The 13,479-nt window shown below is 68.8% G+C and carries 12 protein-coding genes; 5 read left to right on the forward strand and 7 right to left on the reverse strand.

From position 1 onward, the window contains the following. Positions 1 to 92: 92 nt before the first annotated feature. Positions 93 to 836 (forward strand): dienelactone hydrolase family protein, encoded by a 744-nt coding sequence (locus tag KBO27_RS18525; RefSeq protein WP_210971166.1) that lies wholly within the window; start codon positions 93 to 95, stop codon positions 834 to 836. Here KBO27_RS18525 and KBO27_RS18530 read toward each other — a convergent pair. After that, positions 791 to 1,573: an isocitrate lyase/PEP mutase family protein gene (locus KBO27_RS18530; protein WP_210971167.1), complete on the reverse strand. Its 783-nt coding sequence runs from the start codon at positions 1,571 to 1,573 to the stop codon at positions 791 to 793. The two genes, KBO27_RS18525 and KBO27_RS18530, sit on opposite strands and share 46 nt — an antisense overlap. A 192-nt stretch (positions 1,574 to 1,765) precedes the next feature. Then, positions 1,766 to 2,509 carry a decaprenylphospho-beta-D-erythro-pentofuranosid-2-ulose 2-reductase gene (gene dprE2, locus KBO27_RS18535; RefSeq protein ID WP_210971168.1) on the reverse strand — a complete coding sequence of 248 codons (744 nt, stop codon included), beginning with the start codon at positions 2,507 to 2,509 and terminating at the stop codon, positions 1,766 to 1,768. Between the two features lie 208 nt (positions 2,510 to 2,717). Here dprE2 and KBO27_RS18540 point away from each other — a divergent pair, with 208 nt between their 5' ends. After that, positions 2,718 to 3,530, forward strand: coding sequence for an SAM-dependent methyltransferase (locus tag KBO27_RS18540; RefSeq protein ID WP_210971169.1), 813 nt, complete (start codon positions 2,718 to 2,720; stop codon positions 3,528 to 3,530). 95 nt (positions 3,531 to 3,625) lie between these two features. Here KBO27_RS18540 and KBO27_RS18545 read toward each other — a convergent pair whose 3' ends face one another. Genes KBO27_RS18545 through KBO27_RS18560 form a run of 4 tightly spaced genes read right to left on the reverse strand, consistent with a single transcriptional unit; the run spans position 3,626 to position 8,327 of the window. Then, positions 3,626 to 4,252 carry a GTP-binding protein gene (locus KBO27_RS18545; protein WP_210971170.1) on the reverse strand — a complete coding sequence of 209 codons (627 nt, stop codon included), beginning with the start codon at positions 4,250 to 4,252 and terminating at the stop codon, positions 3,626 to 3,628. Next, positions 4,233 to 4,787 (reverse strand): DUF742 domain-containing protein, encoded by a 555-nt coding sequence (locus tag KBO27_RS18550; protein WP_210971171.1) that lies wholly within the window; start codon positions 4,785 to 4,787, stop codon positions 4,233 to 4,235. Before KBO27_RS18550 ends, KBO27_RS18545 begins: the two co-directional genes overlap by 20 nt. A gap of 7 nt (positions 4,788 to 4,794) precedes the next feature. Next, positions 4,795 to 5,232, reverse strand: a complete 438-nt coding sequence (locus tag KBO27_RS18555) for a roadblock/LC7 domain-containing protein (RefSeq protein ID WP_132673877.1) — start codon at positions 5,230 to 5,232, stop codon at positions 4,795 to 4,797. Between the two features lie 56 nt (positions 5,233 to 5,288). Beyond that, positions 5,289 to 8,327, reverse strand: coding sequence for a sensor histidine kinase (locus tag KBO27_RS18560; RefSeq protein ID WP_210971172.1), 3,039 nt, complete (start codon positions 8,325 to 8,327; stop codon positions 5,289 to 5,291). A gap of 691 nt (positions 8,328 to 9,018) precedes the next feature. On the opposite strand from KBO27_RS18560, the gene KBO27_RS18565 reads away from it, so the two are divergent. The 3 genes from KBO27_RS18565 to KBO27_RS18575 all read left to right on the forward strand — a co-directional run bounded on the left by KBO27_RS18565 (position 9,019) and on the right by KBO27_RS18575 (position 11,689). Then, positions 9,019 to 9,435: a DUF485 domain-containing protein gene (locus KBO27_RS18565; protein ID WP_210971173.1), complete on the forward strand. Its 417-nt coding sequence runs from the start codon at positions 9,019 to 9,021 to the stop codon at positions 9,433 to 9,435. Further along, positions 9,432 to 11,030, forward strand: coding sequence for a monocarboxylic acid transporter (locus KBO27_RS18570; RefSeq protein ID WP_210971174.1), 1,599 nt, complete (start codon positions 9,432 to 9,434; stop codon positions 11,028 to 11,030). Before KBO27_RS18565 ends, KBO27_RS18570 begins: the two co-directional genes overlap by 4 nt. A 296-nt stretch (positions 11,031 to 11,326) precedes the next feature. After that, the gene (locus KBO27_RS18575) at positions 11,327 to 11,689 is read left to right on the forward strand and encodes a hypothetical protein (protein WP_210971175.1); all 363 of its coding nucleotides are present in this window, start codon (positions 11,327 to 11,329) and stop codon (positions 11,687 to 11,689) included. 9 nt (positions 11,690 to 11,698) lie between these two features. On the opposite strand, the gene KBO27_RS18580 is transcribed toward KBO27_RS18575, so the two are convergent. Beyond that, complete coding sequence (locus KBO27_RS18580; protein WP_210971176.1) at positions 11,699 to 13,351, reverse strand: FAD-binding dehydrogenase; 1,653 nt, start codon at positions 13,349 to 13,351, stop codon at positions 11,699 to 11,701. Between the last annotated feature and the right edge of the window lie 128 nt (positions 13,352 to 13,479).

The following is a 13,479-nucleotide window of genomic DNA, read 5'->3' on the forward strand; positions in this document are numbered from 1 at the left end:
GCCTCCCTCAGGTGACAGTGGGGTGACCTGCGGCGTGTCGTGACGGACCCGTCCGGGTAGTCGTTGCGTGCGGAAACCGAGGGAGGCTCCCCATGGTTCAACTCACGACCGAGCCAGTGATCGTCAAAACCCCCGCCGGACAGCTCGAAGGGGACCTCGTGATGCCACCGCCTGCACGGGCGGTGGTTTTGTTCGCGCACGGTTCCGGCAGCTCACGGCGCAGTCCGCGCAACCGCGCGGTCGCCGAGTCCCTGCACAACGCGGGCTTCGGCACCCTGCTGCTGGACATGCTCACGCCCGCCGAGGCGTCGACCGACCAGCGAACGCACGAGTACCGGTTCGACATCGACCTGCTGACCGAGCGGCTCACGCCCGCCGTCGACGCGCTCGGCTCCTGGCGGTCCACGCGCGGCATGCCGGTCGGCCTGTTCGGCGCGAGCACCGGCGCCGCCGCCGCGATGAAGGCCGCCTCGCGCCGTCCCGACCGGGTCACTGCCGTGGTGTCGCGGGGCGGTCGTCCCGATCTCGGCGGCGACGGGCTGGCCGAGGTGCAGGCCCCCACGCTGCTGATCGTCGGCGGCGACGACCGCGAAGTCCTCAACCTCAACCGGCAGGCCGCCGAGCTGCTCACCTCACTGCCCCTGACCGATGTCAAGATCGAGATCGTGCCGCACGCCGGGCACCTCTTCGAGGAACGCGGAGCCCTGGAGAAGGTCTCCGAGCTCGCAGGCCGGTGGTTCTGCAAGTACCTCGGTGCCGGGCACAGCAAGCAGACCGGCCCCGACGGCGGTCACTTCAAGCCGCCGGAACCCCGCCGCCGGCCACCGATGATGTAGTCCTGAACCGCCTGGTAGCCAGGCACGTCCACCGCCGTGGCACCACCCGCGCGGATCTCCCGCGCGGTGGTGACCGCGGCGTGCAGGGCCGCGCGGTAGAGCAGCGAGCCGGTGCTGATGCGCGCGACGCCCAGGGCGGCGAGCTCCTCGATGCTCCGACCCGGCTTGTAGAGGACGTTGACCGGGACGTCGACCGCGTTGACCAGGGCTCGGACGTCGCCCTCGGCGCTGATGCCCGGGACGAAGACGCCGCTCGCTCCCGCTCCGGCGTAGCGGCGGGCTCGTTCCAGCGCGTCGGGCAGGGACGGGTGCGGGTCGAGCCAGTGGGTGTCGGTGCGGGCGTTGAGGAACAGGCCCGGTGCTCGGTCGCGGATCGCCGCGATGCGCTGCTCGTGGAGCTCCGGGGTGCAGAGCTCGTCCTCGATGTTGATGCCCGCGACGCCCAGATCCGCCAGTTCCGCGGCGAAATCACCGATCTCGGCCGGGCTGAGACCGAAACCCGCCTCGACGTCGACCGTGATCGGGACCGGCAGCCCGACGATCTTCTTCGCGAGGTCGAGCGTCTCGTCCTTCGTTCCCCCGCTGCCGTCCGGCACGCCGTGCACCGCCGCGACGCCGAGGCTCGTGGTGCCGATCGCGGCGAACCCCGCCTCGACCAGCGCGGCCGCGGAGGTGAAGTCCCAGGCGTTGGGCAGGAGCAGCGGCTCGGCACCCTCGTGCAGCGCGTGGAAGTCCATGCCCGGCACCGTAGAGGCCGGGGCCGACACACCGCCCCTTCCCCCATCGGGGTGAGGAAATTCGAATTTCGCGCGAAATTCGAGGTGGAACTTTCCCGTTCGAATTTCGCGCGAAATTCGAACGGACGACCCAGCCAAGACGCAGTCCTCGGAACAAGGACTGGTCAGGGCGGCGGTTCCTCGGCTGGCTCGTCAGCGGGGCATGCGGCGCCAGATGGGTTGGGGGACGTAGTGCATGGCGGCGAAGACCCAGCGGAGGATGCCGGGGACCCAGACGACCCGGCGGCCTCGGTGCAGCGCCTTGTCGGTGGCGTCGGCGACCTGGTCCGGTGTCGAGGACCAGGGGGCCGGGTCCATGCCGGTGGTCATCCGGCCGATGACGAAGCCCGGCCGGACGATCAGCAGCGACACCCCGCTTCCCACCAGGGCATCGGAGAGACCGTTGGCGAAGCCGTCGAGGCCGGCCTTGGCGGAGCCGTAGACGTAGTTGGCGCGGCGGACCCGGACACCGGCGACCGAGGAGAACACCACGATCTTGCCGTGGCCCTGCTCGCGCAGCAGGTTCGCCAGGTGGGTGAGGACGTTGACGTGGGCGACGTAGTCGATGTGCACGACGTCGACCGCGTGCCCGGCCTCGGACTCGGCGCGCTGCTGGTCACCGAGGATCCCGAAGGAGATGACCGCGGTGCCGATCGGGCCGTGCTCCTCGGCGAGGTCGCGCAGCAGGGCTTCGTGGGTGTCCAGCCGGGCGGCGTCGAACTCGACCCGCACGACCTCGTCGGCACCCGCTTCGAGCAGCGCCGCTTCCTGGTCGTCGAGGTCCTGCGAGCGCCGGGCCGCGAGGATCACCTTGCCGTTCCCGCGCCGCACCAGGCGGTCCGCGACCGCCACGCCGATCTCGCTCCGGCCACCCAGGATCAGTACCGCTCCGCTCATCGCGGTCATCCTGCCACTACCCCGGCAACACCCGGTGCACCCCCGGTGGCTTGCCGGGCAACGATTTCCGGTTCCCGCAGGACTCCGGTCCGGCTCGGTCGCGCAACTCACCAGCACCTCAGCCGGAGGGCTGTTTACCGGCTGAAGCCCCCGGCATACTCTTAGTACGAGATCGTTCCCCACGTAGGCAACCGAGCGGATCCCTCTCATGGCTGACGCCCACCCGCAGATCGACACGACCAAGCCCAGCATCGCGCGCGTGTACGACGCGTTCGTCGGCGGCAAGGACAACTTCGAGGTCGACCGCGAGGTGCTGCGGCAGATTCAGCAGCTGGCCCCGGAAGCCATCCAGGTCGGCAGGCAGTGCCGCGCTTGGCTGATCCGCGTCGTGCGCTTCATGGCGGGCAACGCCGGTGTCGACCAGTTCCTCGACCTGGGATCGGGCCTGCCGACCGCGGAGAACACCCACCAGGCGGCGCAGCGGATCAACCACGAGGCGACGGTCATCTACGTCGACAACGACCCCTCGGTCGCGGCGCACGGCCGCGCGCTGCTGGAGGAGAACGAGTTCACCCACTTCGCGGTCGCCGACCTGCGCGACCCCGAGGAAGTGCTCAACCACGAGTCGGTCCGCAAGTACCTGGACCTGGACCGCCCGGTGGGGTTGATCCACAGCAACACGCTGCACCACGTCACCAACGACGAGAACCCCGCGGCGATCATGCGCACCTACCTCGACGCGCTGGCCTCCGGCTCGTACCTGGCGATCTCGCACCTGCACAACCCGGGCGACGGCAGTTCCCGCGCGCAGCTCGCCGAGGAGTCGCAGGTCAAGTTCAACTCGATGATGGGCAGCTGCTTCTACCGCAGTCGCGAGGGCATCCAGGAGCTGTTCGCCGACCTGGAGATGATCGAGCCCGGACTGGTCAACCTCTTCGACTGGTGGCCGGACGGGCCCCGCCTGACCGAGCCCTCGGACGGCGAGTACAACCTGCTCGGCGGCGTCGGCCGCAAGCGCTGACGCCGGAAGTCGGCGCGAAGGGCGCCTTTGGCGGGGTCGGTGGCAGTTCCTCGGCCGGAACCGCCACCCGTGACCGCAAAGGCGCCCGGTCGAGCTCACATGGCCTGGCGCGAAGTCCAGTGCCGCATCGCGTGTTCCACGAGCGCGATCAGGGTGCGCTTGGTGGATTCCCGGTCCCGGGCGTCCACCGGACCGATCGGCACGTCGGGCCCGATCGCCATCGCTTCCCGCACCTGTTCGAGCGAGTGCAGCATCTGCCCGTCGAACATGTTCACGCCCACCAGGTAGGGCAGGCCGCGGTCCTCGAAGAAGTCGATCGCCGAGAACGAGTCCGCCAGCCGGCGGGTGTCGACCAGCACGACGGCGCCGATGGCACCGCGGACCAGGTCGTCCCACATGAACCAGAACCGCTGCTGCCCGGGCGTGCCGAACAGGTAGAGGATCAGGTCCGAGGCCAGGGAGATGCGGCCGAAGTCCATGGCGACCGTCGTGGTGGTCTTGTTCGGAGTCGCGTCGAGGTCGTCGACGCCCTTGGAGGCCTCCGTCATGACCGCTTCGGTGGTCAGCGGAACGATTTCCGAGACCGAACCGACGAACGTCGTTTTGCCCACACCGAACCCGCCCGCGACGACGATCTTCGCCGACGTCGAGCTGGTGCCACCCCGGTTGGCAGCCTCCGGCATGGAGCCGAGCTGGGGTGCGCTATAGCCGACGGAGTCCACTCAAAACCCTTTCCATCAACATCATGTGTGGTGCGCTACCGCTTTCGCTCACCGTGTTGTGCACGGTGATCAATCCGAGTTCGGCCATGTCGGCCAGCAGCACGCGGGCGACCCCGATCGGCACCGACAGCAGTGCCCCCACCTCGGCCACCGAACGCGGTTGCTGGCACAGCTCGGCGATCGACTGGTGCTCCAGCCGGACCGGTGCGCCGGGTCGGTAATTCTCGCCGACCGAAACCAGGGTCTCGATGGCCAGTTCGTAGTTCGACTTCGTCCGGCCGCCGGTCCAGGTGTAGGACCGGATGCTGGAGGCAGCGGGTGCCTCGGGAGCGGCGTCGGCAGGGTCCTGCGACACCGTCCGGGCACGCTGGTCCAGCTCGTGGGCCTGCGGCGGTTCCGGCTCCTCGCGCCCCTTGCGCTTGTCCCGCTTGGGCTTGGCGCCGAACGTGAACGCGTTGACGACATCGGCGAAGCTGTCATCGCCCGAGTTCTGCCGTCTTCGGTCTCGGCGTGGGTATTCCGAGCGTCTGCTCATCGCGTCCTCACACCAGTTGACCCGACACAGCACCCGCGCTGTTCTGCAGCTGGGTGCGGATCTCCGGGGTGAGCATCTGGCCGACGCGCTCGACCAGCATGGTCATCTCGTAGGCGATCAGCCCCATGTCGCACTGCGGCGCGGCGAGCACCGTCAGGCACGAACCGTCGCTGATGCCCATCTGCAGCAGGGTGCCCCGGTCCATCTCCACGATCGTCTGCACGACCCGGCCGGCCTCGAAGCACTTCGCCGATCCCTGCGTCAGGCTCAGCAGACCAGAGGCCACAGCTGCGAGCTGATCAGCACGATCCCTGGGCAGAGTCGCCGAAGCGGTCAGCACCAGTCCATCAGCCGAGACCACGATCGCGTGCGCCACTCCCTGCACGCGTTCGGTGAAGTCCGTGATCAGCCAGCCGAACCTGCGGGAAATAGTCTGTGCGCTCATGCAACCTCCTGTTCGTTGCCGAGATGATCACGTGTCTTCTCGCGTGTGTCCACCACTCAGCCCTCGTCGGTCATCCGGTGCCGGCCACGGCTGACGCCGCCCTGGAAGTCGGACAGCCTGCTGCGCAACGCGTTCGGGTCGCGCTGGAAGCGTCGCGGCTGACTCGGCTGCTGGGACTGGTTGGACACGCTTCCCGGAACCAGGTTCGCCTTCGGCTTGCGCCGGGGCAGCCCGGCGCTGGTGAACGACGTCTCCTGCGGGTTCGCCGCGGCTTCCGCCGCTTCGCGCGCCTTGTCCGCGGCGAAGTCCCAGGCTTGCGCTTCCGGGGTCTGCGGGATCCAGGGCTGGGCCTGGGGCAGTTCGGGAGCCTGCTCCGACGCGTCCGGCGGCCACGGCTTGAACGCCGATTCCGGGTCGGTGTGCCCGAACTGGACGCCGTTGTGCGCCAGCTGCTTGCTGATGTCCTCGGCGCTGCGACTCTGGGGAGCTTCCTCGGCGGCGGGCTCAGCGGCCGCCCGGTTGCGCGGCTTGCGCTGCGGCAGACCGGACGAGGTCAGCTGCGGTTCGTCGTCCTCGGCGGGCTTCTCCGAGGTGAACAGCGCGGAGTCGCCGTCCTTGGTCTCCGGCCAGTGGAACTCGCCGGTCTCCGAGATCGAGTCCGACGCCGCGGGCATGAACCACTGCCCCGCCAGGTCGTTGCGGGCCGGTTCCTCGGCGGGCTCGTCGGGCTCCTCGCCGGTCACCGGCTGGTCGTAGTCCAGGGAGGATTCGAAGAAGCTGTTGGTCCGCGAGTCCTCGCCCCCGGCCGGGGCGAAGAAGTCGTTGCCCTGGCCGGAGCCGGAGTCGAAGAACCCGCTCCCGTCGAACTGGCCCGAGCGCTCGGCCTGGTCGTGCGGGAAGATCGGCTCGAACAGGCTGGTCGGCGCGTTGGCGTTGTAGTCGTCGTCGCTGTGCGCCCAGCCCGGTTCTTCGCTGCGCGCCCAGCTCGGTTCGTCGTTCTGGGCCCAGGCCGGCTCGTGGGTCTGCCAGCCGTCGTCCTCGGGGCGGTGCTGGTCGGGAACGCGCTGCGGCAGCGGCGACCCCGCACCCGGGAACGAGGTCTGCAATCCCGGCAGCGAGTGGCCGTTGACCTGCGCGGGCGGTGCCGCGGGCGGCATCTGCGACTGGCCGCTCGGCTGGGCGGAGACCACGTGCTCGGCCGGGACCAGCACCGTGGCGCGCACGCCCTCGACGTCGGGACCGCCGTGCAGCTCGACGCTGATGCCGTGCCGCGCGGCCAGGCGTCCGGCCACGAACAGGCCCATCCGGCGCGAGGTCGAGATGTCGTCCTCGTCGACGCGGGCGAGTCGCTCGTTGGCCGAGGCCAGATCGTCGTCACCCATGCCGATGCCGTTGTCGAGGACGTCGAGCACGACCGTGCCGTCGCCGGACTGGTAGCTGGAGACGGTCACGACGGTGTCCGGCGCGGAGAAGTTCGCGCCGTTGTCCATCAGCTCGGCGATCAGGCGCACCAGGTCGCTGGCGGTGTTGCCGCGCAGCTTCACCGACGGGGTCGGCTGCACCGCGATCCGCGGGTACTGCTCGATCTCCGAGACCGACGACCGCAGCACGTCGGCGAGCTCGGTGGGCTGGGTGAAGCGGCGGGCCAGGTCGCTGCCGGAGAGCACCATGAGGTTCTCGTTGTTCCGGCGCATCCGGGTCGCGAGGTTGTCGAGCTGGAAGAGCCTGGACAGCTGGTCGGGGTCTTCCTCGTCCTGCTCCAGCTCCTCGAACAGGCGCAGCTGGCGCTCCAGCAGGGCCTGGCTGCGGCGGGAGACGCTGACGAACGCGTCGCTGTAGCCGCGGCGCAGGTCGGCCTGCTCGACGGCCAGGCGCAGCGCCTGCCGGTTGACCTCGTCGAAGGCCCGCGCCACCTGGCCGACCTCTTCGGTGGTGTCGACCGGCAGCGGCGGCACCTCGGCCTCGGCGCCCTTGCCCTTGCGGACCGCGGTCACCGCCGAGGGCAGGTCGTACTCGGCCGCGTCCAGGGCGCCGATCCGCAGTTCGCGCAGCGAGCCGAGCAGCTGGCGGGTGATCATGATGATCACGCCGGCGGCGGCGATCAGCGAGGCCAGCAGCATCACCGAGTCCCACCCGGCGCGGTCGCTGGCGTCGTCGGCCAGGCCCTGCGCGACGGTGCGGACCTCGGCCGCCAGCTCGCCGCGACCGCCTTCGATGGTCGCCGCGGAGCCGTCGCTGGCGCTGTTCCACGCCTCGCGCTCGACCGAGAAGCCCCCGCTGGACTTGCGGTCGGTGCTCTCCACGACGATCACGCCGAGCATCTGGTTGCGCTGCACGATCGCCGGGACCTGGAGCTGCTCCGCGAGGCGCTTCTGCCAGTGCTTGGCCACACCGGAGCTCGCGTCGTTGATCTTGGACAGCAGTCGGGCGCGGGAACCGGAGAGGTTGTCGAGCGTGGCCGCGTCCAGCGAGCCGTCGCGCAGTCCGGACAGCACCAGCGCCTGCTGGAGCCGGACCTCCTCGGTCAGGCTGAGCAGGTCGGTCAGCGCGGTCGCGGTGCTGGAGATCTGGGGATCGGCGACGCTGGTGGTCAGCGCGCGGTCCAGCGCGAGCGCCGCGCGCACGGCCTGGCTGTAGGCGCCGACGGCCTGCATGGCGGTGACCCGCTTGGCCTGAACACCGGCGCGCACCGCGGTCAGCCCGTCCAGCGCCTTGCGGGTTTCGGCGAAGCGCTCGTGGACGACGTCGGTGTAGACGTCGTTCTCGGTGAGGATGACCCGCAGGTTCTCGGCGGCCTTGTCGGTGGCGCCGACCTGCTCGGTGAAGTCCCCGATCTGGCCGTCACCGACGAGGTTCTCCACGGCGTGGTTGCGCTCCAGCTGCAGACCGCTGGTGAGCGGCTCCAGCTGGTCCTCGGCGTCGAGCACCTGCGCGACCCGGCCGTACTGGTCGGCCTGGTCGACCTGCCACTGGATCTGGCCGACACCGAGCGTGATCGCGAACAGCACGGGCACCAGCACGACGGCGGCCAGCTTCGTGGGCAGCGACCAGTTGCGCCACTGCAGGAAGCCGGCGGGCCGCCGGTCCCCGCTCACGAGCGATCTCCCTGTGCGTCTCCGCGCTGGTCAAGCAGGCGTGTCGAACAAAGCGTAGGCGAACGGCGCATGCGTGCGGTCCCGCAATCGTCGTGCTGATGGTCTGGGGTGAAAGGCAGGCATGCCGGGAGGGCGCGGGGCCGGCGAACCAACGCGAGACTCCCTGCCTTCACGATCTCGTCGATACTCAGCGTCACCAATGACTTCCCCGGCCGGTACATTCCGGACACTGGTATCGAACCGTGACCCTTCCCGTTCGCACGACTACCTCTCAGTGCCCAAGCACTATATGCCCCTGCCGCAAGGAAAGCACCGGGGGCTTTTTCGCAATGTGCTACGCCAAACAGGCGAGATCACGCCGAGTGTTCGATCAGTTCGGGAGCGCTTCACGCAATTTCACCCGTTCGGACTAAAACGACCCCCGAACTCTTCCGCGAGAGAGGTTGTAACACCTGGTCAGCGACTTTCGATCTTGAAGAGGCAGGTCTCTGACCTGGCCTTACCGGCCAGTAACCGAGAGTCGCCCACCCGTCGCGGGCTCTCGGCTCCGTTCCTGCTCAGACGGGTGAAATGGAAACCCGCAGGTGGTGCTCCCCACAGTGTCGATAGCGGTAGAACAGTGGTAAGAATTGCCCGCCTCCGCCAGCTCGGCGACCCCGGCCGGCACACCCTGAAGCCCCAGGAAGGATGCATGAGCAACGCAACGCAATCCGCGCTGCGCGGTTCCCCCCGCGAGCCCGGAAATCAACGCGCGGCGTTCGGCGGAATCGAGAAGAGCGCGGTTCGCACAACCGCCGACCGGCCCGATTTCACCGCAATCCAGCAGAGCGCCGAATTCCGCAGCCTCCGCCGTCGACTTAAATGGTTCGTTTTCCCCGCGACGGCGTTTTTCCTCATCTGGTACTTGGGCTACGTGGTGGCCGCGGCGTACTTCCCGGAGGAGCTGGCGCAGCCCGTCGTGGGCGACGTCAACGTCGGGCTGCTGCTGGGAATCGGGCAGTTCGTGACCACCGTCGGGCTGACCACCCTCTACGTCAGGTTCGCCCGCCGCCACATCGACCCGCGCGTCGACGAAATCCGTGAGCAGGCCGGAGAGTTCGACCGATGAACCTTGCCCAACCCCACGTCATCCCCGACGACAGCGTCATCATCAACACCAGCGTCTTCGCGGCGTTCGTGCTGATCACGCTGTTCATCGTCTACCGCGTCAGCAACCGCGGCACGGCCAGCGACTACTTCGTCGCCGGCAGCGCCTTCAGCGGTGTGCAGAACGGCATCGCGCTGTCCGGTGACTACCTGTCGGCCGCGTCGTTCCTGGGCATCGCCGGCGCGATCGCCATCTACGGCTACGACGGATTCCTCTACAGCATCGGCTTCCTGGTCGCCTGGCTGGTCAACCTGCTGCTGCTGGCCGAACGCACCCGCAACACCGGCCGTTTCACCATGGGCGACGTGCTCAGCTTCCGGATGAAGCAGCGCCCGGTGCGCGCCGCGGCGGCGACGTCCACGCTGGCCATCACGATCATGTACATGATCGCCCAGATCGCCGGTGCCGGTGGCCTGGTGGCGCTGCTGCTCAACGTGCACGGCCACATCGGACAGATGCTGGTGATGGTCGGCGTCGGTGCCGTCATGATGGTCTACGTGCTGGTCGGCGGCATGAAAGGCACCACGTGGGTGCAGATCATCAAGGCCACCATGCTCGTGCTGTGCGCCGTGCTGATCACGATCTTCCTGCTCGGCAAGTTCAGCTACAGCATGTCCGAGCTGCTGCGCGCCGCCGCGGACAACAACCCGCACGGGCGCGCGATCTTCGCTCCCGGTGCGCAGTACGGCAAGTCCGACATGACCAAGCTGGACTTCGTCTCGCTGTCGCTGGCGCTGGTGCTCGGCGTCGGTGGTCTGCCGCACGTGCTGATGCGCTTCTACACCGTTCCCAACGCGCGCGAGGCGCGGCGCTCGGTGGTGTGGGCGACCTGGACGATGGCGATCTTCTACCTGTGCACGCTGATCATCGGCTACGGCGCGAGCGCCCTGGTCGGCAGCGAGGCGATCCTGGCCGCGCCCGGTGCGGAGAACTCGGCGGCACCGCTGCTGGCCTACCAGATCGGCGGCACCGTCCTGCTGGGCATCATCTCGGCCGTCGCCTTCGCCACCATCCTGGCGGTGGTCGCGGGCCTGACGCTGACCGCGTCGGCGTCGTTCGCGCACGACGTCTACGCCAGCGTGGTCCGCGGCGGTGAGGTCGACTCCGCCCGAGTGGTGTGGGTGGCGCGCATGACGGCGCTGGTCATCGGCGTGGTCTCCATCGGCGGCGGCATCCTGGTGATGGGTCAGAACGTGGCGTTCCTGGTCGGTCTGGCGTTCGCCTTCGCCGCCTCGGCCAACCTCTCCACGCTGCTGTACACGCTGTTCTGGAAGCGGTTCAACACCACCGGCACGCTCTGGGGCATCTACAGCGGGCTCATCTCCTGCCTGCTGCTGGTGCTCTTCTCGCCGGTCGTGTCGGGCTCCCCGGATTCGATCATCCCGAGCGTGGACTTCGCGTTCTTCCCGCTGAAGAACCCGGGCATCGTCTCGATCCCGATCTCGTTCCTGTTCGCCGCCATCGGAACCTTCGTGGGCAAGTCCGAGCAGGACGTCGAACGTCAGGCCGAGATGGAGGTCCGCTCCCTCACGGGGATCGGCTCGCGCACCGGCTGACCTGCGCGGAACACCCGTTCGAAGGGCGCCGGCGGACCAAGCGGTCCGCCGGCGCCTTCGTCGTCGCGGACCGCGTCGATGTTGGTCGTCCGCTCACTCACCCGAGGTGTTGCCGAAGGAGTCCCGACCGCTGCGCGTCACCGGTGTTCGTGCGTGCCCCGCACGAAATCGTCTTACCCGATCGGATACTGCTGAACCCGGGTTCTGGTCAATAAACTGGGAACCGTCCCGACCAACGCAGAACTTCGCCGAAAATCCGGTCGAAAAGCGAACTGGCGGGCCAAGTGGGGGTTGTGATGCGCAAGCTTCGGAATGCCCTGTTAGGCATGGCGGTGGCGGCGATCGTGCCCATCTCCGGGCTCGGAACTCACCTCGCCACCATCGCCCTCGAAATCAGAGATGTCCTGGTCCAGGCCGCGCACGCGGCCCCTGAGCAGGACACCACCGACTTCCTCGCCTTCGGCACCCGGATCCGCTCGGAACCCGGGACGAACGCCTCGGTGCGGGGAATCGGCAATCCCGGGGACACGGCGACGATTCACCGCAGGGTGATCGGCGAAACCGTTGTCTGCGAGGACGGACGGGCCGTTTCGGAATGGCTCGACGTGACTGATGAGCGCAGCCAGATTTCAGGATTCGTGAGCGGCTGCTTCATCTGATTCCCTTTTTCAACCCACCGCCGCAGCTGCGGCCCTTCCGGCCTGCCTGCCCGAGAACAGGCAGCCACCGAGGAAGGTGCCTTCCAGAGCTCGGTATCCGTGCACGCCGCCGCCACCGAAGCCGGCGACCTCTCCGGCCGCGTAGAGCCCGTCCAGCGGCGTCACCCCATCGGTGAGCACCCGGCCGTCCAGGTCGGTCTCCAGGCCGCCGAGGGTCTTGCGGGTCAGCAGGTTGAGCTTCACCGCGATGAGGGGCCCGGCCGCCGGGTCCAGCAGCCGGTGGGGCTCAGCCACCCGGATCAGCCGGTCCACCACGTAGCGGCGGGCCTCCCGGATCGCGTTGATCTGCAGGTCCTTGCCGAGTCCTGAGGTGACCTGGCGGTCCCGCTCGACGATGGTGCGTTCGAGCTCGGCGGCGTCGATGTGGCCGTCGCCGAGCTCGTTCATGCCTTCTGCCAGCGCGGCGACGCTGTTGCGGACGATGAAGTCCTCACCGCGCCGCACGAACTCCATGACCGGTCCGGGAGTGGCACCGCCACCGCGTTGCAGCAGCTGGCGGACGCTGCGGCCGGTGAGGTCGGGGTTCTGCTCGGAGCCCGACAGGGCGAACTCTCGGCTGATGATGCGCCGGTTGAGCACGAACCACGTGTGCTCGTGCCCGGTGCCCGTGATGTGCTCCAGCGTTCCCAGGGTGTCGAATCCGGGGAACAGCGGCGCGGGCAGCCGGTTGCCGTTCGCGTCCAGCCACAGCGACGAGGGCCCGGGCAGGATGCGGATGCCGTGCCTGGTCCACACCGGGGCGTAGTTGCGGATTCCCTCGGTGTAGTGCCACATCCGGTCCGGGTTGATGATCCGGCCACCGGTCTTGGCCACCACGTCGAGCATCCGCCCGTCGACGTGATCGGGAACGCCGGCGATCATGCTCTTCGGCGGCTTGCCCAGGCGCTTGGGCCAGTTCTTGCGCACCAGCGGGAGGTTCCCGCCGATGCCGCCGGAGGTGACGACCACCGCCTGCGAGGAGAGTGCGAACTCCCCCTTGGTCTTTCGAGGGCTCGGCTGGCCGCGCTCGGCGTCGCTGGGGATGAGCACCTTGCCGCGCACGCCGGTGACGGCTCCGCCGGTGGTGACCAGTTCGGTGACCCGGTGCCGGAACCGCAGCTCGACGAGGCCCTTGGCCTCGGCCTCGCGGACCCGCCGGAGGAACGGTTCGAGCACGCCGGGACCGGTGCCCCAGGTGACGTGGAAGCGCGGCACCGAGTTGCCGTGGCCGCAGGCGAGGTAACCGCCGCGTTCGGCCCACTGCACGAGCGGGAAGAACTTCACGCCCTGCGCGGTCAGCCACGCGCGCTTCTCGCCGGAGGCGAAGTCGACGTACGCCTCGGCCCACCGGCGGGGCCAGTGGTCCTCCTCGCGGTCGAATGCCGCGGTGCCCATCCAGTCCTGGAGTGCGAGCTCGTGGGAGTCGCGCACGCCGAGCCTGCGCTGCTCCGGGGAGTCCACCAGGAACAACCCGCCGAAGGACCAGTGCGCCTGACCTCCCAGGGAAGCCTCGGGTTCTTGGTCGAGGAGCACCACGCGGCGACCGGCATCGGCCAGTTCCGCGGTGGCGACCAGGCCTGCCAGGCCCGCGCCCACCACGATCACATCAGCGTCCAGCGCCATCGCCGACCTCCGCTATTACCGACGGGTAGTGGTGGACTTTATACCTCAATCGTGGTGTATCCGGCAGGGCTCGCGAGTCGATCTGCGGGCGTCCCGGAATGGATTTCCACGCCTGGGAAACCACCCGT

It is taken from the genome of Saccharopolyspora endophytica, from assembly GCF_018070075.1.
Lineage (GTDB): Bacteria > Actinomycetota > Actinomycetes > Mycobacteriales > Pseudonocardiaceae > Saccharopolyspora > Saccharopolyspora endophytica.